This is a genomic window from Endoryza foliicola (genome assembly GCF_050589245.1).
Lineage (GTDB): Bacteria > Bacteroidota > Bacteroidia > Chitinophagales > Chitinophagaceae > Endoryza > Endoryza foliicola.
In genome coordinates this window covers 180,569-204,878 of sequence record NZ_JBOBEW010000008.1, presented here as the reverse complement: position 1 = coordinate 204,878, position 24,310 = coordinate 180,569, and the positions used below count along the sequence as shown (strand labels likewise).

Genomic DNA, 24,310 nt, shown 5'->3' with positions numbered 1-24,310 from the left:
AATCCGTACCCTATAGTTTTGCTTTTAAAATGTGTCGATTTGTGCTTACTTCCGATATTGTATCTATCAAACGTGTCCGACTGGAAATAAGTTGATAAGTGCATGTTTTTAACCATGATGAGAACTAAATCAAAAGGCCTTTCTTCGATTTTCTAACTAATAAAATGAATTAGCAGATCTCAGACTTCCAAAGCACTTTCATGGTACAACACATTCTTAGCTGTGCTATTACACCTCCTAATCCCGTTAAGAGGGCTATAATAAAAAGTGTATAGCCGGCGCTCAGGAAATGAATCAATAAAGCAACCATTACCGCTCCTGCAATGTAGCCACTATCGCGCCAAAATCTGAATATACTCATCACCTGAGCTCTTTGATCTGGATGTGTATTTTCTGCAATAGTTGAGAGGAAACTTGGATAAACCAACGCGGTCCCTAAGCCCAGTAACACTGCAGAAATAAGTAATAACCAGAATGCATTGACTGAAAGAAAAAGTAAGAGTGCTGCAGACTGTAGCAACATTCCGGCAGTAATTAATTGTTTTTTGCAATATCGATCGCCAATCATTCCGGTAAAAAGCTGCGATATTCCCCAAACCATTGGATAAAGTGCAATTACAAGTGCAGTTTCTTCGCTACTGATCATTTTTTGTAGCAGAATAGTTGGAGCCAATACCCACATTGCACCATCATTTAAATTATTCAAAAAGCCATTAATGGTAGTGCTACCAATATTTTGATGTTTCCAACTTGTATCAATCCATACATTTCGCAAGTAGGCAATTTTTGAACTCCGAGCTTCGTAAGTTACATGGTGCTGAGTATCTTTAATGAATACTGTACTTAGGGTTATTCCCAATAACACAGCAAGAAGAGAAGGTAGAAAGCTCCAAAATGGTGAATTGGTTTGATGTAACAAGAGCATTGAAAGATATGCTGAAACACCGATTGCCAGATAGCCGGCAAATTCATTAAGCCCCATCGCAAAACCTCTATTTTTAGTGCCAACAAGATCAATTTTCATGATTACTGTGCTAGACCATGCAATACCCTGATTCAATCCTAATAGAACATTAGCAACAATAACCCAATTCCAATTGGGTGCGTATATTAATAAAAGAGGAACGGGGAAACCCAGCACCCACCCCACTAGCAACACTTTTTTTCTGGTAAACACCTGCAATAGCTTACCCACCAATAAATTCGCTACTGCTTTTGAAATTCCAAAGGCCATTACAAAACTAGAAATAGCTACAATACTTTCAATTCCATACCACTTTAGGCCCACTTCTCCCATAATGCCTCTTTCCGATCCGAGTACGGCACCAACAAAAAGGTTAGCAGCAACAAGCAGCCAAAACTGGACTTTATTTTCTCTCAATCCTTGCATCAATATAAAGTTAGCCAAGCTTTGTTGATTCGATTGTGATTGTAATCACAATAGCTGTTTTTTAGTCATGGAGTGATTATCAAGATCTAATCTATTGAAAAATTGCTTTTCTGCAGGTTGCCTTTTATGATTTCGTTGGTTAAGTAAAAGCCTTACATTTTACTGCAGACAGGTACTGCATTCTCATTTTTCCGTACCTTCCCTTATGTTCTCTAAACGGATTATTTGGGTGCTCCACATACTAGGCTGGTTACTGCTGTTCAGTTTGATACAGTTGTTCATTTATGGAAATAGCAACGCTCATTTTGAATGGAGGCACTTGCTCAGTGTACACTACTTGATTTTTTTCATCATCTACTGTGGGTTATTCTATGTCAATCTGGAGCTGTTGTTTCCTCGGCTACTTCTTTCCAAGCTGATCTTAGTTTATTTGCTGTGTATCGGCGCTTTCTTATCGATCATTTTATATACTACACCATTCGATCATTTAATGCAACTGGGGGCAGATCCTAATAATTTTCCGCCTATACCACCCAATCAATTCAAAGTACCTCCTCCTCCAAATGGACCAATGCCAAGAGGCAAACCACAACTCGATATTGTGAGTTTAATATTATTTATATGTATTTGGACAGCTTCCTCTGCCATTGCCATTTTTAGAAGATTGCAACAAACAGAACGTCGCTTACTTCAAGCCGCCGCTGAAAAATCAGCCGCCGAATTGGCTTTCTTTAAAATGCAAGTCAATCCGCATTTCCTATTTAATACGTTGAATAATTTGTACGCACTTGCCTCCACTAAATCGGAGAAAGCTGCTCCTGCTATTTTGCAACTCTCCAATCTCATGCGCTATATCAATGACGAAATGGGAAAGTCAACCGTTCCGGTAGAACGTGAAATAGAATGCATTCAAAATATCATTGATTTGCAAAAATTACGATTGAACAAACTCACTACTATCAATTTCAATATCGAAGGAGACTTTGAAAACATCCAAATCGCCCCGCTAATTTTCGTTCCTTTTGTGGAAAACCTTTTCAAACACGGTGTGAGCAACCATGAATCCTCCAATATTATCATCTCTTTAACACGAAATGGGCACGATATTCGCTTTCATACTAGTAACCGTAGATTCAATTTGCGGTCGAGTTCAGAACGCACCGGTACCGGTATTTCCAATATCCAAAAAAGACTGGAATTGCTGTATCCCGGAAAACATCAGTTGTCGATTACCAACACCCCCAATTCATTTACCGTAGATCTAACGATCGAAGCAACTGTTGCAACATGAGCTCAACCTTGATCAAATGCGTCGTTATCGACGATGAACCCCTTGCTATTCAAATACTGGTGGATTATATCAGGCAACACGCATCATTGAACTGCGTGAGCACTTTCGATGATGCCGTGGCTGCCAAAATTTGGTTGAACAACAATGAAGTAGACCTCCTGTTCCTTGATATCAATATGCCCGATATCACCGGATTGGAACTACTCAAATCACTTGAAAAGCCACCTGCGCTTGTGTTTACGACAGCGCATCGAGAACATGCGGTTGATGGGTTCGACTTAAACGCTGTCGACTACCTGCTCAAACCCATTTCGCCCGATCGCTTTGCAAAAGCCGTGGCAAAATTGGAAACCTTGTTCCAACCCAATGAAGACGAAGACTATATTATGGTGAACGTAGAATATAGGAACGTAAAGATCTTGTTGAAAGAAATTGTGTACTTGGAAAGCCTTGAAGATTATGTTCGAATTCACCTGAAATCCGAAAAGCCGATCTTAACCTTATCTACTTTGAAATCAATGGTAGAAAAACTTCCTACCACTATATTTCAACGGATACACCGAAGCTTCATTATTTCAAAAAATGAAATAAAAGGAGTTACATCTCGTAAAGTGAAATTGTCTAATGGTACAGAACTACCCGTTAGCGACACCTATATTGATTTCACCAAAGAATGGCTTGCCAACCATTCTAAATGAATTTAGTTGCTCAAAAGAGTTGCGAAGCAACTCCCAATTATTAATTATTAATTGTTAATTATTAATTTGTTCTAATGGTTTGTTAAACGACATTTCATTAATAAACTTTTCAAATCGAAATCTGTCCTACTCACAATTAAATACTTCTTACTTATTCAACATTTCTACCCACAAGCTCCGTTTTTAAATTCCGTTCTGTGTTCCTTTATGTCCGAATGAAGTCTGATATCCAAGAAATTACCGGAAGACTTCGCCGATACTTCGCTCACTCCGATGTATCAGATGAAGTCTTCTTTTTTACATAGAACGGAAAATGGATTGCTTGAACTAAACGCTCATAACCAATAAGTATGAAGACAATCCTTCCAATTACCGTAGTATTCTTGTCCGTAATTAGTAGCCAATCATTTGCACAGTTTTCCATACCTAAGTACGAAATAGGGCTGAGTGTTGGGGGCTATGTGTATCAGGGCGATTTAACGCCAGGCCGCTTTGGCTCCTTAAAAACAATCAGACCGGGCTTTAGTCTTTCCGGAGCCCGACTCTTAAGCGATGTTTTTTCCGTAAGGGCCAATATCAGTTACGGGCGTTTGGTTGGAAACGAATCTTTGTATTCGCATCCCGAATACCGTCAACAACGAAATTTTAAATTCTCAACCCCAGTATGGGAATTAGGAGCATCAGTAGTGTACAATGTGTTTGGAACAAACCTCCGTCCCTCTGAACGACCACGTCTAACGCCCTATATAACCGCAGGTGTATCAATCGCTTTTCTGAATATTAAGCGCGACTGGTCGGGTGTCAATACTTCTTATTTCGGAGAGTCGTCAACTGTTATAACCGGACTCGCCACAGATACCACTCACCGAACTCCTAGTGTACTGCCTGTTGTTCCAATAGGAGTGGGATTGCGTTATTCAATCAATGATCGATGGGCCGCTACCGTAGAAACTTCCTATCGAATTACCGTAACAGATTATTTAGACGGATTTAGTGATGCGGCCAATTCCGGACAGAAAGATTACTATCATTCAACATCTATCGGCATTGTATACCGCTTCATTGGTTCCAAAGGAATAAAATGCCCTAAATTTTAATAGCAAGGAAACCTTTTTGATTGTACAAACGTACATTATTCAAACGCTAAATACATCCACATGAAAAGGCTCTTCATTGGCAGCACTTTGCTGTTGCTCACAGTATTATTCGCTTGTAGTAAGTCATCAAGTACCACCAATAGTACTACTACTCCTTCGCCAGCAGATTGCAGTGCAACCATTTCATTCTCTGCAACAGTGAGTCCTATTATTAGTGCAAGCTGCGCCATTGCAGGATGTCATGCTTCTGGAAGTAGCAACGGACCTGGCGCTCTTACAACCTATGCTCAAATTAGTGCCGCCAAAGGCTCTATAAGCTCAGCCGTAGCAAATGGTTCAATGCCCAAAGGCAGCAGTTTAACCGCATCCCAAAAACAAGCAATCGTGTGCTGGGTTTCGCAAGGCGGAGCGAATAATTAATAATTAATAATTAATAATTGATGATTAATAATGAAACAGCCGGCGCGATGATAGGTGAATTTGTGAGTTTGTGAATGTGGGAATGAAATGCAGAACCACGGAGTCTCGGAGTCACGGGGATACGCTGCGTTAACGCTGCGTTCGCTGCGCCGCTGCGGTGAAAGAAAAACAATCTATCTTCGCGAATACTCCGCGCTCTTTGCGCCCTCTGCGGTGAAAGAAAAACAATCTATCTTCGCGAATACTCCGCGCTCTTTGCGCCCTCTGCGGTGAATTCTTAACTCTTAATTCGTATTTCCACACCCACCACCAACATTCTCCCCGGTGCCGTATTATAATACCTTCCTCCATTCGCATTCAAATCAAATCCTAAGCAATACTTGCTATCCGTTAAATTCTCTCCCGCAACATAAAAATCAATGCGCAAACTCTTACCAAGATTCTTACGAAGCCCCGCTCTCAGACTCACCAAATGAGTAGCAGCCGCTTTTTCATTGTTCGCATCATTCACCGGTATTGTATCTATATATTGGTACGTTAAATTACCATACAAACCATTCTTCATGTTGCCATCTAATCCAATTAATAGATTGTGTTTTGGAACACTCGGCAAAAACTTACCCGAATAGTCAACCGAACCTTTTACAAAGTCTTTGTACTTGAAATGGTAATATTGATAAGTGGTCCAAACTTTCAAAACCGATGTTTTGCTCGCATTTCTATACAACTCATATGAACTATAGAGTTCAAAACCCTTTTGATTGGTTGCTCCTGCGTTTACAAAATAGTCTCTACCCTGTGTATCTCGTCTTACCACAATAGCGTTCTTCAATTTATAATAGAACACACTCGCATCAACATAAAGTCGATCTTGCAAATAAGTACCCTTCGTTCCAAGTTCAAAATTAAGACCCTCTTCTGCTTCCAAATCTGTACTAATAACACCACTCGATGGTAAAACTTCTGAACTGGTAGGAGGGGAGAAGCCCTTCGAAACACTCGCATAAATGCTATTGGAGCCAAATTTCTGTATCAATGCAATTCTCGGCGCAAACTCATTCGAATACTTTCTCGATTTTATTGTAATGGGATTAGTGCTCAGTCTTGTTACACTTAATTTCAACTGATTCAAACTGGCGCCCGCAGTTATGCTCAATCCTTCGCTCAAATCAACAGTAGCTTGTGCAAAAACAAAGCCTGTTCTGTTCACGATATCATCATCGGTTTGAAGGGTAGTGGGGTTGCCCGCATTGTTCAAATAAGCTTTCGCATTTGAATAGCCTTGTTGAACTTCGGCGCCTAAATGCGCGGAGAATCCCTTTTGCTTAAATTGAAAAACCGTTCTTCCTCCAAAATGTGGTTCAATGGCTCTGCTGTACGCGAAAATCCCCGGATTGTTTAACTGAGTATAAGCACCATACATTGCTGTTGTTTGTTGAAACGACTCACTGAATTTATAAGTGTAGCTCATGCCACTATAAAAAGTCTTTTGGTAGATGGCTGCTTTTGCTGTTTCTGCACCGGGAATGAAACCTGCATTTGGGCGAGCCATTTTTGAAGCCGAATCAAATTCTCTTTTATTCAATCCACCCGGAGTTTGATAGTATAAATTGCTGTATAAGAACTGCGCATTGAATTGTCCTTTCTCACCTGTTTGCTTCAATTGCCAACTCAACACATCTCTGTTCATGGCCGTATGATCTCGGTATCCATCAGAATACTGCGATTGATAATCGATGGTTTGTTGTGTATTTCCGGAAGCCAGTTTGGCTTGCAAATGAAAATTCTTTGTACCATAGCTTCCAACAGCTGCACTTAAGGTTACACTGTTGCCTACAATTTTATCATCACTTCGGATCAGCATTACGCCACCGGTTCCCGCACCGTACAGGCTGCTACCCGGCCCTTTGATGATTTCAACGGTATTGAAATTGTAGAATCCTAATTGATTAAAATAGCTATCACCACCGGGTGTGGTATATGGTAAATCGTTGTAATAGATTTTTACATTACGAACGCCAAATGGAGAACGAAGCGAACTTCCTCGAATATTCATGCGGTAACTACCCGGCGAACGCTCTTCCATTCGTACTCCCGGTAAGCTATTGAAGGCTTGCAACACATTAAATGGTGCGAAGCGTTGCAATTGTGTTTTATTTATAAGAGCAATAGAAGCGGGTATTTCCACCAATCTTCTGTTTTGTTCAAAGGCAGTAACGGTTACTTTGTCTAACGACTGTGCCGAATCTGAACTACTCAATTGTGCACTCACCGAACCGGCCATCATCGTCATTATCGTGGCAACTACAATCTTCTTCATTTGTCAATTACATTTTGGGAAGGCAAAGTTAGTTCAAAGCAAGGGAATATTATTACCGTATACACAAAGTCATATTTACCGCAGTGGCGCAGCGTAAATGCAGCGCTTCCTCTTATCCTCGCTATTCACCTCCTCCATTATTAATTATTAATTCTTAATTATTAAATTATTTATCTTCCCCAAATGAATTCCAACAAGCTCAAATTATTCGACCTCACCATGATCGTAATTGGACTGGTGATTGGTATGGGAATCTTTCGTACTTCCAAAGATGCAGCCGTAGCAGCTATTAGCCCCTCTATCTTTTTTGCAGCATGGGCCGTGGGCGGATTTGTAGCATTCTGCGGAGCGCTTACTTATGCTGAAATTGGGTCTCGATATCCGGTTACAGGCGGCTATTACAAAATATTCTCAACAGCATACCATCCCTCCATCGCATTCGCGATTAATTGCGTGATTCTTATTTCCAATGCCGCCTCCCTTTCGGGTGTGGCACTTATTGGTGCTGAATATATTTCACCTTTATTATTGGAAGGAGGGGTAAGCGATACCACCAAGTCTTTCATTGCTATGGGTGCCGTACTCTTGTTCTATGGAGTAAACCTCATGGGACTTAGAATGAGTTCACGCACCCAAAACGTTTTAATGGTGATCAAGATTTCGATGTTGGTGGTGATCATTGCTTCGATCTTCTTTCCGGAACTCTACAACCAAGCACCGCTTCCTACAAAATCTTTGGAAACGGTTCAATGGTCTGCTATTTTATATTCGTTTGGAATTGCCTTGAAAGCTACCTCCTTTACCTACGGCGGCTATCAACAGTCGATCAATTTTGGCGATGAAATTGATCAGCCTGCTAAAACAGTTCCAAGAGCCATCTTCATTGGAATATTGGTGATCATTGGATTGTACATGTCGGCCTCCTACGCCTATTTCAAAATCATTGGATTTGAAGAATTAAAAAGCACTTCCGGAATTGCGGCCATTATTGCCGAAAAAATGTTTGGTCCAACTGGACGCTACGTAGCCTCAATTTTACTGTTTGTAGCAGTATTGGCCTATGTAAATGTATTGTTGCTGAGCAACCCAAGAGTGATGTATGCGATGAGTGAAGACGGGATTCTTCCCAAAGCCTTCATGAAAAAAGATACGACGAAAGATGTGCTTACGGTGAGTCTCTCTGTATTTGCCGGCATTTGTATCATCGTATTATTCTTCGCCGACACCTTCGATAAAATTCTAAGCTTTAGCATTTTCCTCGATTCTATCGGAATGGCCACTTCCGCCGCTACCATTTTCGTCTTGAGAAAAAGAACCCAACACCTCGATAATACCGGTATCTATAAAATGAAGTGGTATCCCATCATGCCCATCATTTTTATCGTGAATTATTTGTTTGTTGGAACCGTTATCGCATTCAGTAATCCGAACTTGGCCCTCGTAGGAACCGTGGTCTTTCTAGCATTCCTCGCCCTGTATTTTTTAGTAATTCAGAAAAGAAAATAACTCTTATGTTTTACATTCAATTTACCGTACAAAACCCGGCTGTTCCATTATTAATTATAATTCTTAATTATTAATTACTCCAGTGTTTCCTTTCACCCACAACCCCGCCACGCTCTCCCTCATCATCAATGAACTCGGTGAAGACCGTGAAAACTATTTCAATGCAGTAGCACCTCCCATCATCCAAACCAGCAACTTCGCTTTTAAAAAAGTGGACGAATTGCGGGCCGCTTTTCAAGATGAAATGAGCACCTACCTCTATTCGCGTGGTATCAACCCCACGGTCGATATACTTCGCAAGAAACTCGCCGCCCTTGATGAAGCCGAGGATGCACTTGTTTTTAACAACGGGGCCGCTGCTGTATTTGCCGGTGTGCTGGCCAATGTAAAAGCCGGCGATCATATTGTATCGGTACAAAAGCCCTATACATGGGCCTTTAAAATGTTCGAAAACATCTTACCTCGTTTCGGAGTTACAACATCCTATATTCCGGGTCTAACAATAGAAGAGTGGAAGGCCGCCACTCGCCCCAACACTACTTTTTTCTACCTCGAATCGCCCAATAGCTGGAATTTCACCCTCCAACCGCTGGAGGAAATTGCTCAATTTGCACGTGAACGTGGAATTGTAACACTGATCGACAACAGCCACTGTTCGCCCCTTTTTCAAAAGCCCATTTCCCTGGGCATCGACCTCGCCATGCAAACCGCTACCAAGTACATCAGCGGCCACAGCGATACCCTGGGCGGAGTGCTCACCGGCACTAAAGCGATGATGAAAAAGATATTCGACAGCGAATACAATACAGCAGGAGCGGGCATGCAGCCCTTCAATGCCTTCCTCATGCTTCGAGGCCTTCGAACCATCGTTTCCCGCTTCGAGCGCATCACCACATCCACCCTTACCGTACTCGATTCACTGAAACAACACCCGGCCATTTCAGAACTCATTTTTCCCTTTGATGCCTCTTTTCCTCAGTTCGAACTGGCTAAAAAGCAAATGACAGGCGCCTGCGGACTCATCACCATCATTTTAAAGGCAAAAACTCGCGCCCAAATTGTAACGTTTTGCGAAAGTTTGCGTCATATATTGATGGCTGTCAGTTGGGGTGGTCATGAAAGCCTCGCCATCCCCAAATGCGCCGGATTATTCGATCATGAATTTGATCCGGGTAATAGGGAACATCAGATGGTGAGAATTTATGTAGGACTAGAAGATCCCCACTACCTCATTCAAGACCTGGAACAAGCGTTCGCCAAAGCCAACCTAGGCTAACTTTTGTGACATTTTTATGACCGTTTATCATAATTCAAGACTGCAGGCTCGTATTAGAATTACTTTTGTTTTATGAAATACTTTGTATTCTGCCTAAACCTTATACTAATTGCTTCGTTTGCCAAAGCACAAGAAGTTTGGGACCTCAAAACTTGCGTTGACTACGCCATTGCCAACAACATTTCGGTAAAACAAGCCGACATTGACGCCCGTAGAGCCCAATTAACGCTCAAAGCCAATCAGTATAATCAATACCCCTCTCTAACCTTTAGTGTTTCCGGTGGTGTAAACAGCGGTCGTTCCATTGACCCTACTACCAACCAGTTCACCCAGCAACAGCTCCTGTCTTCAGGTATCAGTTTGCAGTCGGGGGTTACCCTTTTTAACTGGTTTTCAATAAAAAACAATATTGCGGGTGCCGGCTTCGATGCACAGGCAGCGTCTGCCAATATTGATAAAGTGAAGAATGACATTGCTTTGAATGTAGCCGTAGCCTACCTCCAAATATTGGTTTCTCAAGAACAAGCCAATATAAGCCGAGTGGCCTTGCAACAAAGCCAACAAAACTACATGAACACCAAAAAGCGAGTTGATGCCGGCGCGCTACCTGAATTAAACCTTGCCGAAACAGAAGCGCAAGTAGCTCGCGACAGTGCCACCTATATCAGCTCCTTGGCAACTGTTCAAACCAATATCTTGAACCTCAAAGCCGTTCTCAACCTCGACGCTGCTCAAGCCTTTCAAGTATCCATGCCACCTCTCGATCAAATTCCGGTGGAATCACTAAACGATCTTCAGCCTGAAGTGGTATTTAGCTTGGCCTTGACCAATTTGCCTCAACAAAAAATCAACGACCTCCGTATCAAAGCCGCAAATAAGTACCTGGCCGCTACTAAGAGCGCCATGTATCCTTCTATCGGCATGTTCGGAACATTGGGTAGTAACTATGCCAATAATAAGATTCCAAAAGTAACCTCTATCGCAACTGGTAATTATATTCCAACAGCAGCAAAAGTAAATGTTAGTGGAACCGATTATAGTGTACTCACTCCGGAAGTAAACACATCCATCACTACTAGCCGTACTGCTTATGGAGTTCAGATTTCTGATAACTTCCGTCAAAACGTAGGTATTCAGTTGAACGTTCCCATCTTTAATAATGGAGCCGCTAAATTGAACTATCAAAGAAATCAATTGACAGTAAAAAGTTTGCAGCTAACGAAAGAACAAGTAGACAGAACCTTGAAGCAAGATATCTACGCGGCTTATAATAATGCTACCAACTCTTTACAACGTTATTACGCAACCATCAAATCGGTTGAAACAGCAGAAAAAGCATTTTCGTTTGCTCAAAAACGCTATGATCTTGGCTTGCTTACAACCATCGATTATATTACCAATCAGAACAACCTTACGCGTGCCAAATTGGAAAGAGCTTCCGCACAAGTAGACTACGTGTTCCGAATGAAATTATTAGAGTTCTATAAAGGACAAGGACTGAAACTATAACCAACACCATAAAACCGATTTTAAATCGTATGAAAAAGAAATTAGTCTGGATCATTGTTATACTGCTGATCATTGTTGTTGCCTTGATCGGATTGAAAGCAGCCGGCGTGATCGGTAAAGAAGAAGGTACAAAAGTGGCAACTGAAAAAGCAGCCATCCGCACCATCATTGAAACAGTGAATGCCAGTGGTAAAGTATATCCCGAAATTGAAGTAAAAGTAAGTCCCGATATTTCCGGTGAAATCATCGACTTGCAAGTAGAAGAAGGCGATAGCGTACGCAAAGGTCAGGTGTTGGCAAAAATTTATGCCGATATCTACACCACTCAACGCGATCAGGCTTCTGCAGTAGTAAACCAACAGCAAGCTGCCGTTGACAACAGCAAGGCCCAACTCGAAAGCTTGAAATCAGCTTTGGAATTGGCTCAAAAAACATACGAGCGTCAAAAGCAATTGCTAAACGATAAAGTAATTTCCAAAGCAGAATTCGAACAAGCAGAAAACAGCTTCAATGCTGCCAAAGCAAATTACAATGCTGCTTTGCAAGGTATTCGTAGCGGACAAGCCGGAGTATCGAGCGCAGAAGCCAGTTTGGCAAGAGCGAACAAAGATTTAAGTCGTACGGCAGTTGTAGCCCCCATGGATGGCGTGGTTTCTTTGTTGAACGTAAAGAAAGGCGAACGCGTGGTTGGTAACTCAATGATGGCAGGTACCGAAATGATGCGCATCGCCGATATGGGAATCATTGAAGTTCGTGTAGACGTTGGCGAGAACGATATTCCAAAAGTAAAAATTGGTGACTCTGCTTTAGTAGAGATCGATGCATACAATAACCGTAAATTCAAAGGCATTGTAACAAAGATCGCTGCTTCTAGCACCGGAAGTGCATCAGCTGCAGCTTCTGCATTGAGCACCAACGATGTTACCAACTTTAAAGTACACATCCGTTTGTTGCCTGAATCTTACAAAGATTTGCTTGAGCCGGGTGCTAAAAAGAAATTCCCTTTCCGCCCGGGAATGAATGCGAGTGCCGATATTCAAACAAAAACGAAAAAAGATGTGCTCTCTGTTCCGATCAACGCTGTTACCACTCGTGAAAAAGGAACTGATAATGTAGCGGGTAAGAAAGACGACAAAGCGCCGGGTTCAGACGAAGCAAGCGCACCTGCTGCTAAAGAAAGTTTGGGCGCCGATTTAGATGAAGTAGTGTTCATTATTCAGAAAGATGGCAAAGTGAAAAAAGTAAAAGTGAAAACAGATATTCAAGACATCAACTACATCGAAATCACCAGCGGATTAACCAAAGAAGATGAAGTGGTAGTGGCGCCTTACAATACTGTAAGTAAATTGCTGAAAGACGGTCAACTTGTGAAAGTAGTTTCAAAAGATCAACTATTCGATGCGAAGAAGAAATAGATTTGAGAATTAGATAATTTGGAAATTAGTAAAGAGGCTCCGAGAATTCGGGGCCTCTTTCGATTAAGGGTTAAGTTTTAGGCATTAGGCCTTAGGTATTAGGCTTTAGGTTAACCGCAGCGGCGCAGCGAACGCAGCGTTTTCGCGGCGCTGATAGTCTCTCTGTTTTTCATTCATCTTCCCTCTTCCCTCATGTCTTTCCTCGTCTTCTCGTTCCTGTACTCCGCTGTTCAATTATTAATTATTAATTGTTAATTATTAATTATTTCAGTTTTTCCTCAATCATCTTAAACCCTTCCGAAGGTTTTAGTCCCTTCCAGAGAATTTGGTAGATGGTGGAAGCGATGGGCATGGGGTATTGTACCTGTTGATTGATGTTGTAGATGCATTTGCTGGCGTTGAATCCTTCGGCTACCATGTTCATTTCGAGTTGGGCTGCTTTTACGGAATAGCCCTTGCCGATCATGTTACCGAAGGTTCTGTTTCTACTGAAGAGTGAATAGCAGGTTACCAGAAGATCACCTAAATATACTGAAGCAGAATAGTTTTGTTTGTCGCAATCGGGTTGTTCTGCTTTTTGAACAGTTCGCAAGAACCCGGCCATTTCATCGGCGCAATTAGCGATGAACACACTGAGGAAATTGTCGCCATATTCCAAACCGTGAGCAATACCGGCGCCCAATGCATAAATATTTTTCAGCACTGCTGCGTATTGAACACCACATACATCGGCATTGACTACTGTGTTTAAATACGGAGTGTGAAAGCAAGAGGCAATATCCGCGGTATCGGAAGCCGATTCACCTGAAAAAGTTAAATATGATAATTTTTCCGCGGCTACTTCTTCGGCGTGGCAAGGCCCCATCACAGTATAATAATTGGCAGCATCAAATTGCCATTCTTTTACTAAGAAGTGATTTAACAAGATATCTTGTTCAGGCAAGATCCCTTTAACTGCAGATAGTAATTTTTTAGTGCGGAGTACTTCTTTTGGAATCTTTTGGAGAGTTTCCAAAACATAGGCAGAAGGAACGGCTACCAAGAGTATATCGGAAGCGGCGGCAATGGCAGCCACATCTGAATTCATGGAGATCAGATTGGTATCGAAATAGACCGAAGTGAGGTAATGCGGATTGTGCTTGCGTTTTTTGAGATATGCAATGCTTTCTTCGTTACGGATCCACCAGTTAATGGATTGGCCATTATCAGTGAGAAGTTTTGCTAATGCGGTTGCCCAACTGCCGCTGCCTAATATGCCCCAACGCATCATAGTGTGTTCATTTTCGTCAAAATTGAGGGAAAATTTGGCAAATAACAAAGAGAGTTAGGTGTTTTGAGATTTGAGTTGATTAGTTTAGAGCGAAAGGAAAGTATTAATTAACAATAAAACAGCGGGAATACAGGAGCGAGGAAACGAGGATCGAGGAAAGTCAGACAAGGAATAGGAGGGGGGAAATACATACAGACTGCCAGCGCTGCGAAAACGCTGCGAGCTTGTCCTGAGCGAGCCGAAGGACGCTGCGCCGCTGCGGTGAAAAGAATATTTAGTTAAGAGACTGATATAATTCCGGGCTCTAATCTGTGAGAATCTGTAATAATCTGCGCTATCTGTGGTGAAAAAACAGAAGCGCCCTTATTGTTTTCAGTCATCAAAATCCTCGATTACTTCCCTCTACCGCAACGAAACAAAGTACGCAAAGGTTCGCAACGTTTTTAGCTGCGAGCATTTACTCAGCTGCCGACGGGCTAGTCGAAGAACGCTGCATCGCCACAATGAAAAAAAGCAACCACTCTTCGCGACTACTTTGCGCTCTTCGCGGCCGCTGCGGTGAACCTAAAGCCTAAAGCCTAATGCCTAAAGCCCAATGCCTAATGCCTAAAGCCTAACACCTAACACCTAACCCACAAACAATTCCGCCGCCACTCCATCCGCTCTCAGCCTCCCCTCATCACTCAACCGAAACGATACCGCATCTTCCACTACCCATCCACTATCAATAAACCGCTTCACTTCTTTCTGAAAAGTATCAACAATACTACGCTCGAATTCCGCTTCTAATCTTGCTTTGCTCACTCCTTCCATCGTTCTCAAACTAATCATCACAAACTCATTGTACCGATCCTTCTCGCTCAACACTTCTTGCTCAAAAGGCACCGTATTGTTTTTCAAACTCTGAATATACAGTGCATTGTTCGCTACATTCCATTGCCTGCTCTTCCCGTCGTACGAATGCGCACTCGGTCCCAGTCCCAAATAGGACAATCCCCTCCAGTACGAACTATTATGCCTGCTACGAAATCCCGGCAATGCAAAATTGCTGATCTCATAGTGTTCATATCCTGCTTCACGAAGCCATTGCATTAGCAATAAAAACTGTCGTGCCTGTGCCTCCGCATCTACCGGTTTGCTTTGTTTCTTTTTGATGAAATGATCCAAAGCCGTTTGCGGCTCCACCGTTAATGCATAACAACTCACATGCGGCACTTTCCACGCAATCACCCGATCTACATGGTCTTTCCACTGTTCGTCCGTTAAATCCGGACCTCCATAGATCAAGTCAATACTGCTATTCGGGAAATACTTTAATCCGGTTTCAATACTTTCAATTGCTTGCTGCACATTGTGAGCCCTATTCATCCATTCTAATTCCTTCTCTTGAAAACTCTGAACACCAATGCTGAGCCGGTTTACGCCAATTGCTTGCCAACCCTTCAATCGTTCTACAGTAATATCATCCGGATTGGTTTCCAGTGTAAGCTCGGCATCTGGGGCTACCTCAAACCGCTCTTTTATGGCGGTAATAATTTGACCCAATTCTTCATCGCTGAGTAGGGAAGGAGTGCCCCCACCAAAATAGATGGTTTCGATTCTTGGATTTTCACCCAAATAATTGTCCCTGAGCGCTATTTCATTCAATAAAGCCGGTACAAAATCGTTTTTGGATTGCAGCGATGTAGAGAAATGAAAATTGCAGTAATGGCAGGCTTTCTTGCAATAGGGTATATGTATATAAATTCCGGCCATACAAATGCTACAATTTTATCGGAAATTACATCCGCTTACTGAATGGGAGAATGGCAAAGTTAACACGATCCATACTGAAATCACTTTTTTTAGTGACAGGATTCCTCCTGTTCGCCTCTTCCTATGCTCAAACCACCCATAAAGTTCACTACCAACTATCCGATAAACCCGCTGCCTTCGCAAAAGACAGCCTCAAACTCAACACCGATTTTGAAGATCCTCAGTTGGCTTTACTCTACATCAACCGACTTCCCAACCTCCTTCATACCAAAGGATATATTGCTGCTTCAATCGACAGTGTTCACACCGATACAGCCGCTACCTATCTCAATCTTTACATCGGAGAACGCTATGTATGGAATAAATTCTATACCGATTCCATCGATAAAAAGATCCTTGACGCAGTAGGCTATCAGGAACAACTATTCGAAAAAAACTTTGTGAACTTTACGGCCATTAAGCAATTGCAAGAAGGCATTCTCAACTACCTCGACAACAATGGCTATCCCTTCGCTACGCTCAAACTTGTTAACATCAAAGAAGGCGCCGATGGATTGGAAGCGCAAATGAGTTTGCAAAAAGGACCGCTCTATAAAATCGACAGCATTCGAAACATGGGAACGGCCGTCATCAATCCCAAATTCTTACAACGGTACTTGGGAATTATGAATGGGTCTTATTTTAAGAAGTCGACGCTCGTGAAAGTATCGAGACGAATCGATGAACTGCCCTTTCTGCAAGAACAACAACCCTGGAGTTTGACCCGCTTAGGAACCGGCTCCATTCTCAACTTATACTTGGCGCCTCGTAAGAGCAGTCAAATCAATGTGCTCGTTGGATTACTGCCTGCCACGGAAGCCGCCAACAATATTTACGAAGCGCCTAGAACCAAAATGCAGTTTACCGGTGAAGCCACCGTTAATTTGAAGAATGCATTGGGTGGGGGAGAAACCATTGGGTTGAACTGGCAACAATTGCAGTTGAAATCGCCAAGGCTTAACCTGCTCTTTCAATACCCTTACCTCGCCGGTTCGGCTTTTGGAATTACCAGTTCATTCGATTTGTTTAAAAAAGATTCCAGCTTCATCAATATCAACATGCAGCTCGGAACAACCTATGATATCAACCTCAATCAAACCGGTACGCTTTTCATTCAAAGTCAGCAATCAAACCTGCTAACCGTTGACACCAATGTGGTGAAAGCCACCAAAACCCTGCCTCAAGAACTCGATTTGCGCATCATCAGTTTTGGTTTTAAATACGATGGGTACACTACAAATTACCGATACAACCCTACTTCAGGGAACGAATGGACCGGTACCATTACAGTAGGAACAAAAACGATCAAGAAAAACAATGTGATCCTAAGTTTAACTGACAATGCAGATCCCACTTATAAATTTGATCGGTTGTACGATACCTTTCAATTAAAATCCTATCAGTTTCGTGTGAAAGCGCAAGGAGCCCACTATTTCAAGCTTACACCGGTATCTACTATTAAAGCAGGGGCTAGTATTGGTTGGATCGAAAGTGCTTCTATTTTTCGAAACGAACTGTTTCAAATTGGAGGCTATAAATTGTTAAGAGGTTTTGATGAAGAAAGCATTTATGCTTCGAGATATGCTGTATTTACGGCGGAGTATCGGTACCTGATTGGCCGTAACTCCTACCTGTTCAGTTTTGTAGATGCGGCCCTTACCCAGAACGCAGCGGGCGGTGCCAAGCGTAACAATCAATTTATTGGAGCAGGAGCGGGCTTGTCTTTGGAAACCAAAGCAGGTATGTTCAATATTTCTTTTGCTGCAGGGAAGAGAAATGACCTCGACTTCAGCTTGCGACAGTCGAAGATTCACCTAGGATATGTAAACTTCTTTTAAACCTAAGAACTCTTACTTATTTTTGCCAACCCAATTAAATCAATGAAGTTTTACCACTTTCTTTTTAGCTGCCTCTTGTTGTGTTTCGGAACGGCTGCAAACGCTCAAACGGATACCCTTCAAAAAGGGGCCGGTACCGTAACTCCATTGGTAGTGTCTCCGGTAAACATTGATAGTTTAAAACAGGTGTGGGATCAACAGCGCAACGATAGTTTGCAGAAAAAGGTAACGGCTTATCTCAATTCACCCGATAGCAACAACTATACTGCTGCCACAATGAAATGGTTCAAAGAACTGACCATTTTGCCCATTTATAAAGAGCCGGTATTGCTCACCATGCAAGAACGCAGGGTTACGGGCGACGAGCCGGTATTCTATATCATTATCGCCTTATTGTTCTTTTATGGCCTCGTGCGATCGGTATTCATCAAGTATCACAACAATTTGATGGCCTTATTCTTTAGGGCCACTCTGCGTCAACAGCAATTGCGCGACCAATTAACACAGACCCCCGCGCCTTCCCTCATGCTGAATGCGTTGTTTCTGTTCTCGGCCTCCTTGTACACAAGTTTTTTGGCAAAATACTACCAACTACTCAGCAACTGGGACTTTTGGGAAGTGTTTCTTTACAGTGCCGGAGGACTGCTAGTACTCTACACAGGCAAGTTTATAGTGATGAAGATTATTGGTTGGATTCTGCGTGCAGACAAGGCTGCAGATGCCTATATCTTCGTGGTTTTCATGATAAATAAAGTATTGGGAATTTTCCTCATACCCATCATTATGCTCATGGCTTTTCCAACAGATGCCATTATTCATGCCGTGGTGGTGCTCTCCTTAGCACTTGTGGTAGGCCTCTTTGTGTACCGTTTTTGGCTTTCCTATAGAGCCGTGCGGGGTGAAATAAAAGTAAACCCATTCCATTTTTTTCTTTACCTTTGCGCCTTCGAAATCGCTCCACTATTGCTTTTGTTTAAGTTTTTGACAACAATTGTGGAACGAAACAATTAACTTTCGACATCTGAACAGTATGGTGAAAAACGGGGCTACCACAGGATCAACATCCGGCGTATCAATCAAAAAGATTCTGATTACGCAACCTAGACCGGAAACCGATAAATCTCCCTATTTCGAGCTTGGCCGAAAATATGGGGTAGAACTGGCATTCCAGCCCTTCATCAAACTAGAAGGCATTCCTGCAAAAGAATTCAGAAAACAAAAGATTGACATCGCTGCCTATACAGCGGTCATATTCACCAGTCGCAACGCCATCGATCACTTCTTCCGCACTTGCGAAGAGATGAAATTGGCCATCTCTCAAGACACAAAGTACTTCTGCATCACAGAAGCAGTAGCACTGTATTTGCAGAAATTCATTCTCTATAGAAAGCGCAAGGTTTTTTATGGTGCCGATGGTACTAATAAGAGCATGTTCGATGTGATCAACAAGCACAAAGAGAACGAGAAATTCTTGTACCCCTGCTCTGAAAACCAACAAGACAATGAGATCGTTGGCTGGTTAAAAACCAACAAATGCGAATACGTAACACCGTTTATGTACCGTACCATTAGCGCCGACGTAAAAGACCTTCTCAGCAAAAACCATTTCGATATCATTTGTTTCTTTACTCCTAGTGGCGTTAAGAGCTTATTTGATAATATGCCCGGTTTCGACCAAAAAAGCACCCGGATTGGTGCTTTCGGTGGAAATACCGGAAAAGCAGTGGAAGATGCCGGACTAACCCTCGATATCAAAGCGCCTTTACCAAGTTCCCCTTCCATGGTTGCAGCTTTAGACGCCTATTTATCATCGGTTTTGAAGAAAAAATAAACCCCTATAATTTATTTAAACGCCTCTTTATCACAACATTTTTATTTAACCGACGTTAAATTTTTTGTTAAAGGAAAGATTTCACTAAACCTTAATTGATTTTTTGGGTCTTCTTTATTAGTTTACAAGTACTAAAACCGCTCGAGTATAGCTACAACATCTACACTATTCGAACTACTGTTGGTCCACCCCCTTTTGCCGTCCCTCTAAACGATAGGCTAGGGTTCATTTTCACCGCTACGGTTCGGATAGAACGTAGCTATGTCATCATTAAAACACACAAATCGCCTCGCTTCTGAAACAAGTCCTTACTTGTTACAGCACGCTCATAACCCGGTGAACTGGTTTCCCTGGGGTGAGGAAGCTTTGGCTTTGGCGAAAAGTGAAGACAAGCCCATTTTGGTAAGCATTGGCTACGCTGCTTGTCACTGGTGTCATGTAATGGAACACGAAAGCTTTGAAAATGAAGCGGTTGCCGCCATCATGAACCAACACTTCATTAATATCAAGATCGACCGCGAAGAACGCCCCGATTTAGATCATATTTATATGGATGCAGTTCAAGCCATGACCGGAAGCGGTGGCTGGCCTTTGAACGTATTCCTCACTCCCGATGCCAAGCCTTTTTATGGTGGCACGTATTTCCCACCCATTCCGGCTCATGGAAGAGCCAGTTGGACCGAAGTATTGGAAGGCATCGCTCAAAGTTTCAAAACACGCCGCGAGCAAATAGAATCTCAAGCAACGAACCTAACCGGTCATCTGGAGCAATCCAACAGTTTCGGCATTCAAACCGGTGCGGGAAATCCTGCTCAGTTCACCAAAGAAATGGTAGCTGAAATGGCGGCTAATTTGCTTAAGACGGCTGATATAGAGGAAGGTGGATTTGGAAGAGCACCGAAATTCCCTCAAACATTCTCGATTACTTTTTTACTGCAACATTATTTCCATACAGGCAATCAAGCTGCATTGAAGCAAGCTTTGTTGAGTCTCGATAAAATGGCTGGCGGTGGTTTGTACGACCAATTGCAAGGCGGCTTTGCACGCTACAGCACTGATGCAGCGTGGCTTGTACCGCATTTCGAAAAAATGTTGTACGACAATGCATTGCTCGTGCAAGTATTGTGTGATGCCTATCAGATCACCAAAGACGATCATTACAAGCGCATCGTAGAACAAACCTTAGGCTTCATTCAACACGAATGGAAAACAACTGAAGGTGGTTATTGCAGTGCTTACGATGCCGACAGTGAAGGAGAAGAGGGTAAATATTACGTGTGGACGAAAGCGGAAGTAGAAGCGGCTTTGGGAACAGATGCGGCTTTATTCTGCGAGTATTTCGATATTACCGAAGAGGGCAATTGGGAAGGCGTGACTATTCTGAATACGCCACTGAAAGCCGGAGAATTTTGCAAAGTCCACAATTTACACGAGGCCTCATTTAGGGAAAGCATTGGTGTTTCGGTAGCGAAATTACTCGCTATCCGTTCGCAGCGCATCAAGCCCTTATTAGATGACAAGATCTTGTTGGGTTGGAATGCCATGCTGGTGCAGGCCTTTGCCAAAGCTTATGCGGCATTTGGTGCTAAGCAATACTTGACGGCGGCTACTGAATTGATGAGCTTTTTGGAAAGCAAATTTGATCACAAGAATGAATGGAAGCACAGTTATAAGAATGGAATGGCGAAAATTCCGGCTTTCTTAGACGACTATGCAGCTGTCATTAAGTCATATATTTTATTACAGGAAATCACCGGTGAGGGAGGATACTTGGTAAAAGCCAGGGATCTCACCAACTGGGTGGTGGAACACTTCAGCGAACCCAAAACAGGGTATTTCTTTTACACACATGCCAACCAAGGCGATGTGATTGTACGTAAAAAAGAAGTATACGATGGAGCCACCCCCTCCGGCAATGCCTTGATGGCGCATAACCTGTATTATTTAGGCATCGTGTTTAACAACAGTGAATGGCGTGAGCGTTCGGTTGCGATGGTAGGAGGGCTTCAAAAAGTAATTCTTAGCTATCCCAGCTCTTTTGGAGTATGGGCTCAGTTGCTACAAGGGATTACTTATGGAATTCCGGAAATAGCTTTAGTAGGGTCAGATCATGAGAAGCTACATTCGGAATTTCTACGTACATTTATACCCCTCAAAGTATACCAGTCCGCACCCCGGAGTAATAGGAGCTTTCCCTTATTAGCCGAAAAAAGTTCGAATGCTACACCACAATTCTACCTGTGCAAACACTTTGTTTGTTATGAGCCTGTAAATCAGACTGATATGCTGATTCGCATGCTTAAGGACTTATAAAAATTTTATTATTTTTTGGATACAATAATTTGATTTCAAGCACCGTTATTTAAGAAGCTGAATCCCAGTTATTGCACTTTTAAACAAAAATTCTAAACTTGTGATGAAGTCGGTAAAACATTATTTTTGCCCAATACCCTTTAAAATTATGAAAATGAAAAACCTATCCGCCTTTTCTTTCCTGCTGGTGGTCCTGGCCCTTACAGGCTGTGGTAAATTGGGGAAGAAGGCATCCAAAGGTTTACCCAATGATGGCCAACTTCATGGCGTAAATCCGGCTAGTAGATATGTGTTTACTAAGCCCCCAGGCATGGTGTACATTCCACCAGGGACCTTCCACATGGGACCATCTGATGAAGATGTGAACTACGCGTACACTGCGCGTAACAAGCAGATCTCTATCAATGGATTCTGGATGGACGCTACTGAAATTACCAACAACGAGTACCGCCAGTTCGCAAACTGGGTACGCGATTCTATTGCAGCCGTTCGTATGCAGTTAGGCAAAGAAGTGGATGGACGCTTTGTCATTGACTGGAAGAAGGCCGCAACAATCAAGTACGGTGACAAATCAACAGTTGAAAAAATCGATGCGATGATTCTCTCTCCTGAGAATCGTGTTTTCGGAAGAAAAGAGCTCGATCCTAATAAATTCATCTACCACTCAGAAATATTCGACCTGAAAGAAGCAGCTCGTCGTGAAAATGCCGGAAAGTCTCGCTCAATGTTCATTATTAAGAAAGACATTCCCATTTACCCCGATACGCTTACTTGGATCCGCGACTATACTTATAGTTACAACGAACCAATGACCAAGCGCTACTTCTCTCATCCTGCCTTCGGTAACTATCCGGTTGTAGGAGTTAGCTGGAAGCAAGCAACGGCTTTCTGCGAGTGGAGAACCAACTACTTAAACTCTTTCCTCGAATCTAAGAAACGTACTACAGAGTCAGACTTCCGTCTGCCAACTGAAGCAGAATGGGAATATGCAGCTCGCGGTGGTCGTTCACAATCAATGTTCCCTTGGGGTAACTACTACTTAAGAAACCGTAAAGGTTGCTTATTGGCCAACTTCAAACCCGGCCGTGGTAACTATCCTGAAGACGGTGGTTTCTACACTGTACGTGCAGATGCTTATTGGCCTAATGACTTCGGTCTCTATTGTATGGCCGGTAACGTTGCCGAGTGGACTTCATCACTGTTCTATGAGGGTGCTTACAACTTCCAACACGACATGAACCCCGACATTCGTTTCAATGCAAAGGATTCAGATCCTCCCCGTATGAAGCGTAAGGTAATTCGTGGTGGTAGCTGGAAAGACGTAGGATTCTATTTGCAAACTTCAACTCGTAACTACGAGTACATGGATACTGCAAAATCTTACATCGGCTTCCGTTGTGTGATCGATTTACCACCTATGCAAATGAAATAATAAAAGCAGGCGTATAGGAAATTAATTCTAACAACATTTTACTGTAAACTGATTGATTTAATAATAAATCAAAACGACCTTATATTGTCTAAAACCCTTTAAAATCCGTTTTCTAAACCTTTAATTTAATTTTTATGGCTGGAGTATCAAAAAGAACTGAAAAACTAATCAACGTAATGGTGTGCTTGGGTTCCGCAGTAGTAATCTTCGGAGCTTGGCAAAAAATTACGCACCAAGCGATGGCAGACTTCTTCTTAACAGCAGGTCTGATCACCGAGGCAATCATCTTCATCGTGTATGCATTCTTACCGCCTCCGGGATCTGAAATGCACGCTATTGCAGAAGTACTACCAAAGTTGGCTAATTCTGCTCCGGCAGCAAGTGGCAACCCCGCTTTGGAAAAAATGGACAAAATGTTACAAGAAGCAGATATCACCCCTGCTAACTTGAATCGCTTAAGCGAAAGCTTCAAGAAGTTGGGTACATCTGTAAACAATATTGCAGAAGTTTCTGATGTAGTGAAGTCTACGAACGACTACTCTAAGAAAACTCAAGAAGCAACTGCAGCTTTAGATGGAATGAAAGTAGCGTATCAAAATGCAACCACTACAATTGGTCATTTCAATGCTGCTGCTGATAGCACGAAACAATTCCACGAGCAAGTACAAGTGTTATCTAAAAACTTAGGTTCTTTGAACGCAATTTATGAACTCGAGCTTCAAGATACCAACAACCACTTGAAAGCTATGAACAGCTTCTACAGCAACCTCGTTACCGCTTCTGAAACAATGCAGAACAGCGTAACAGATGCTAAGAAAGCGCATGAGCAAATGAACAAGTTGGCGGGTAACTTGAGCAACTTGAACACCATTTATGGTAACATGTTGAACGCCATGCAAGGCCGTTAATC

At 42.5% G+C, this 24,310-nt stretch carries 18 protein-coding genes; 14 read left to right on the top strand and 4 right to left on the bottom strand.

The features are described 5' to 3' along the window. Positions 1 to 169 precede the first annotated feature (169 nt). Positions 170 to 1,408, bottom strand: coding sequence for an MFS transporter (locus ACQ2HE_RS17595; RefSeq protein WP_430900880.1), 1,239 nt, complete (start codon positions 1,406 to 1,408; stop codon positions 170 to 172). 187 nt (positions 1,409 to 1,595) lie between these two features. On the opposite strand from ACQ2HE_RS17595, the gene ACQ2HE_RS17590 reads away from it, so the two are divergent. The 4 genes from ACQ2HE_RS17590 (at position 1,596) to ACQ2HE_RS17575 (ending at position 4,896) form a co-directional block, all read left to right on the top strand. Continuing rightward, on the top strand, positions 1,596 to 2,681 hold the full coding sequence (locus ACQ2HE_RS17590) for a sensor histidine kinase (protein WP_430900882.1): 1,086 nt from the start codon (positions 1,596 to 1,598) through the stop codon (positions 2,679 to 2,681). Next, the gene (locus ACQ2HE_RS17585) at positions 2,678 to 3,379 is read left to right on the top strand and encodes a LytR/AlgR family response regulator transcription factor (RefSeq protein ID WP_430900884.1); all 702 of its coding nucleotides are present in this window, start codon (positions 2,678 to 2,680) and stop codon (positions 3,377 to 3,379) included. The genes ACQ2HE_RS17590 and ACQ2HE_RS17585 overlap by 4 nt, the downstream gene beginning before the upstream one ends. Before the next feature lie 350 nt (positions 3,380 to 3,729). Continuing rightward, positions 3,730 to 4,476, top strand: a complete 747-nt coding sequence (locus tag ACQ2HE_RS17580; RefSeq protein ID WP_430900886.1) for a DUF6089 family protein — start codon at positions 3,730 to 3,732, stop codon at positions 4,474 to 4,476. A 60-nt stretch (positions 4,477 to 4,536) separates the two neighbouring features. After that, positions 4,537 to 4,896, top strand: a complete 360-nt coding sequence (locus ACQ2HE_RS17575) for a hypothetical protein (protein WP_430900888.1) — start codon at positions 4,537 to 4,539, stop codon at positions 4,894 to 4,896. Between the two features lie 277 nt (positions 4,897 to 5,173). On the opposite strand, the gene ACQ2HE_RS17570 is transcribed toward ACQ2HE_RS17575, so the two are convergent. Next, the gene (locus ACQ2HE_RS17570; RefSeq protein ID WP_430900890.1) at positions 5,174 to 7,216 is read right to left on the bottom strand and encodes a TonB-dependent receptor; all 2,043 of its coding nucleotides are present in this window, start codon (positions 7,214 to 7,216) and stop codon (positions 5,174 to 5,176) included. A gap of 183 nt (positions 7,217 to 7,399) precedes the next feature. On the opposite strand from ACQ2HE_RS17570, the gene ACQ2HE_RS17565 reads away from it, so the two are divergent. The 4 genes from ACQ2HE_RS17565 to ACQ2HE_RS17550 all read left to right on the top strand — a co-directional run bounded on the left by ACQ2HE_RS17565 (position 7,400) and on the right by ACQ2HE_RS17550 (position 12,922). Continuing rightward, positions 7,400 to 8,722, top strand: coding sequence for an APC family permease (locus ACQ2HE_RS17565; protein ID WP_430900892.1), 1,323 nt, complete (start codon positions 7,400 to 7,402; stop codon positions 8,720 to 8,722). 82 nt (positions 8,723 to 8,804) lie between these two features. Further along, positions 8,805 to 9,998 (top strand): trans-sulfuration enzyme family protein, encoded by a 1,194-nt coding sequence (locus ACQ2HE_RS17560; protein ID WP_430900894.1) that lies wholly within the window; start codon positions 8,805 to 8,807, stop codon positions 9,996 to 9,998. A 72-nt stretch (positions 9,999 to 10,070) separates the two neighbouring features. Beyond that, on the top strand, positions 10,071 to 11,507 hold the full coding sequence (locus ACQ2HE_RS17555; protein WP_430900896.1) for a TolC family protein: 1,437 nt from the start codon (positions 10,071 to 10,073) through the stop codon (positions 11,505 to 11,507). Positions 11,508 to 11,536: 29 nt separating this feature from the next. Next, entirely contained in the window at positions 11,537 to 12,922 is a 1,386-nt protein-coding gene (locus ACQ2HE_RS17550) for an efflux RND transporter periplasmic adaptor subunit (RefSeq protein ID WP_430900898.1), read from the top strand. Positions 12,923 to 13,184: 262 nt separating this feature from the next. Here ACQ2HE_RS17550 and ACQ2HE_RS17545 read toward each other — a convergent pair whose 3' ends face one another. Together ACQ2HE_RS17545 and hemW are read right to left on the bottom strand one after the other, a co-directional pair. Continuing rightward, positions 13,185 to 14,192 (bottom strand): NAD(P)H-dependent glycerol-3-phosphate dehydrogenase, encoded by a 1,008-nt coding sequence (locus ACQ2HE_RS17545; protein ID WP_430900900.1) that lies wholly within the window; start codon positions 14,190 to 14,192, stop codon positions 13,185 to 13,187. A gap of 627 nt (positions 14,193 to 14,819) precedes the next feature. Next, on the bottom strand, positions 14,820 to 15,947 hold the full coding sequence (hemW, locus tag ACQ2HE_RS17540; RefSeq protein ID WP_430900902.1) for a radical SAM family heme chaperone HemW: 1,128 nt from the start codon (positions 15,945 to 15,947) through the stop codon (positions 14,820 to 14,822). A gap of 50 nt (positions 15,948 to 15,997) precedes the next feature. On the opposite strand from hemW, the gene ACQ2HE_RS17535 reads away from it, so the two are divergent. The 6 genes from ACQ2HE_RS17535 (at position 15,998) to porL (ending at position 24,308) form a co-directional block, all read left to right on the top strand. Continuing rightward, positions 15,998 to 17,824: a BamA/TamA family outer membrane protein gene (locus ACQ2HE_RS17535; protein ID WP_430900904.1), complete on the top strand. Its 1,827-nt coding sequence runs from the start codon at positions 15,998 to 16,000 to the stop codon at positions 17,822 to 17,824. A 42-nt stretch (positions 17,825 to 17,866) separates the two neighbouring features. Next, complete coding sequence (locus ACQ2HE_RS17530; RefSeq protein WP_430900906.1) at positions 17,867 to 18,835, top strand: DUF4271 domain-containing protein; 969 nt, start codon at positions 17,867 to 17,869, stop codon at positions 18,833 to 18,835. A 19-nt stretch (positions 18,836 to 18,854) separates the two neighbouring features. After that, positions 18,855 to 19,655, top strand: a complete 801-nt coding sequence (locus ACQ2HE_RS17525; protein WP_430900908.1) for a uroporphyrinogen-III synthase — start codon at positions 18,855 to 18,857, stop codon at positions 19,653 to 19,655. Between the two features lie 261 nt (positions 19,656 to 19,916). Next, positions 19,917 to 21,968: a thioredoxin domain-containing protein gene (locus ACQ2HE_RS17520; protein WP_430900910.1), complete on the top strand. Its 2,052-nt coding sequence runs from the start codon at positions 19,917 to 19,919 to the stop codon at positions 21,966 to 21,968. A gap of 154 nt (positions 21,969 to 22,122) precedes the next feature. After that, positions 22,123 to 23,400: a T9SS ring complex lipoprotein PorK/GldK gene (gene porK / locus ACQ2HE_RS17515; protein ID WP_430900912.1), complete on the top strand. Its 1,278-nt coding sequence runs from the start codon at positions 22,123 to 22,125 to the stop codon at positions 23,398 to 23,400. Between the two features lie 134 nt (positions 23,401 to 23,534). Further along, positions 23,535 to 24,308, top strand: a complete 774-nt coding sequence (gene porL / locus ACQ2HE_RS17510; RefSeq protein WP_430900914.1) for a type IX secretion system motor protein PorL/GldL — start codon at positions 23,535 to 23,537, stop codon at positions 24,306 to 24,308. Positions 24,309 to 24,310: the final 2 nt, after the last annotated feature.

Coding starts and splice junctions, on each gene's coding strand:
- ACQ2HE_RS17530 (WP_430900906.1), top strand. CDS start 17,867: ATGAAGTTTTACCACTTTCTTTTTAGCTGCCTCTTGTTGTGTTTCGGA.
- ACQ2HE_RS17525 (WP_430900908.1), top strand. CDS start 18,855: ATGGTGAAAAACGGGGCTACCACAGGATCAACATCCGGCGTATCAATC.
- ACQ2HE_RS17590 (WP_430900882.1), top strand. CDS start 1,596: ATGTTCTCTAAACGGATTATTTGGGTGCTCCACATACTAGGCTGGTTA.
- hemW (WP_430900902.1), bottom strand. CDS start 15,947: ATGGCCGGAATTTATATACATATACCCTATTGCAAGAAAGCCTGCCAT.
- ACQ2HE_RS17545 (WP_430900900.1), bottom strand. CDS start 14,192: ATGATGCGTTGGGGCATATTAGGCAGCGGCAGTTGGGCAACCGCATTA.
- ACQ2HE_RS17555 (WP_430900896.1), top strand. CDS start 10,071: ATGAAATACTTTGTATTCTGCCTAAACCTTATACTAATTGCTTCGTTT.
- ACQ2HE_RS17550 (WP_430900898.1), top strand. CDS start 11,537: ATGAAAAAGAAATTAGTCTGGATCATTGTTATACTGCTGATCATTGTT.
- ACQ2HE_RS17580 (WP_430900886.1), top strand. CDS start 3,730: ATGAAGACAATCCTTCCAATTACCGTAGTATTCTTGTCCGTAATTAGT.
- porK (WP_430900912.1), top strand. CDS start 22,123: ATGAAAAACCTATCCGCCTTTTCTTTCCTGCTGGTGGTCCTGGCCCTT.
- ACQ2HE_RS17520 (WP_430900910.1), top strand. CDS start 19,917: ATGTCATCATTAAAACACACAAATCGCCTCGCTTCTGAAACAAGTCCT.
- ACQ2HE_RS17570 (WP_430900890.1), bottom strand. CDS start 7,216: ATGAAGAAGATTGTAGTTGCCACGATAATGACGATGATGGCCGGTTCG.
- porL (WP_430900914.1), top strand. CDS start 23,535: ATGGCTGGAGTATCAAAAAGAACTGAAAAACTAATCAACGTAATGGTG.
- ACQ2HE_RS17585 (WP_430900884.1), top strand. CDS start 2,678: ATGAGCTCAACCTTGATCAAATGCGTCGTTATCGACGATGAACCCCTT.
- ACQ2HE_RS17535 (WP_430900904.1), top strand. CDS start 15,998: ATGGCAAAGTTAACACGATCCATACTGAAATCACTTTTTTTAGTGACA.
- ACQ2HE_RS17575 (WP_430900888.1), top strand. CDS start 4,537: ATGAAAAGGCTCTTCATTGGCAGCACTTTGCTGTTGCTCACAGTATTA.
- ACQ2HE_RS17565 (WP_430900892.1), top strand. CDS start 7,400: ATGAATTCCAACAAGCTCAAATTATTCGACCTCACCATGATCGTAATT.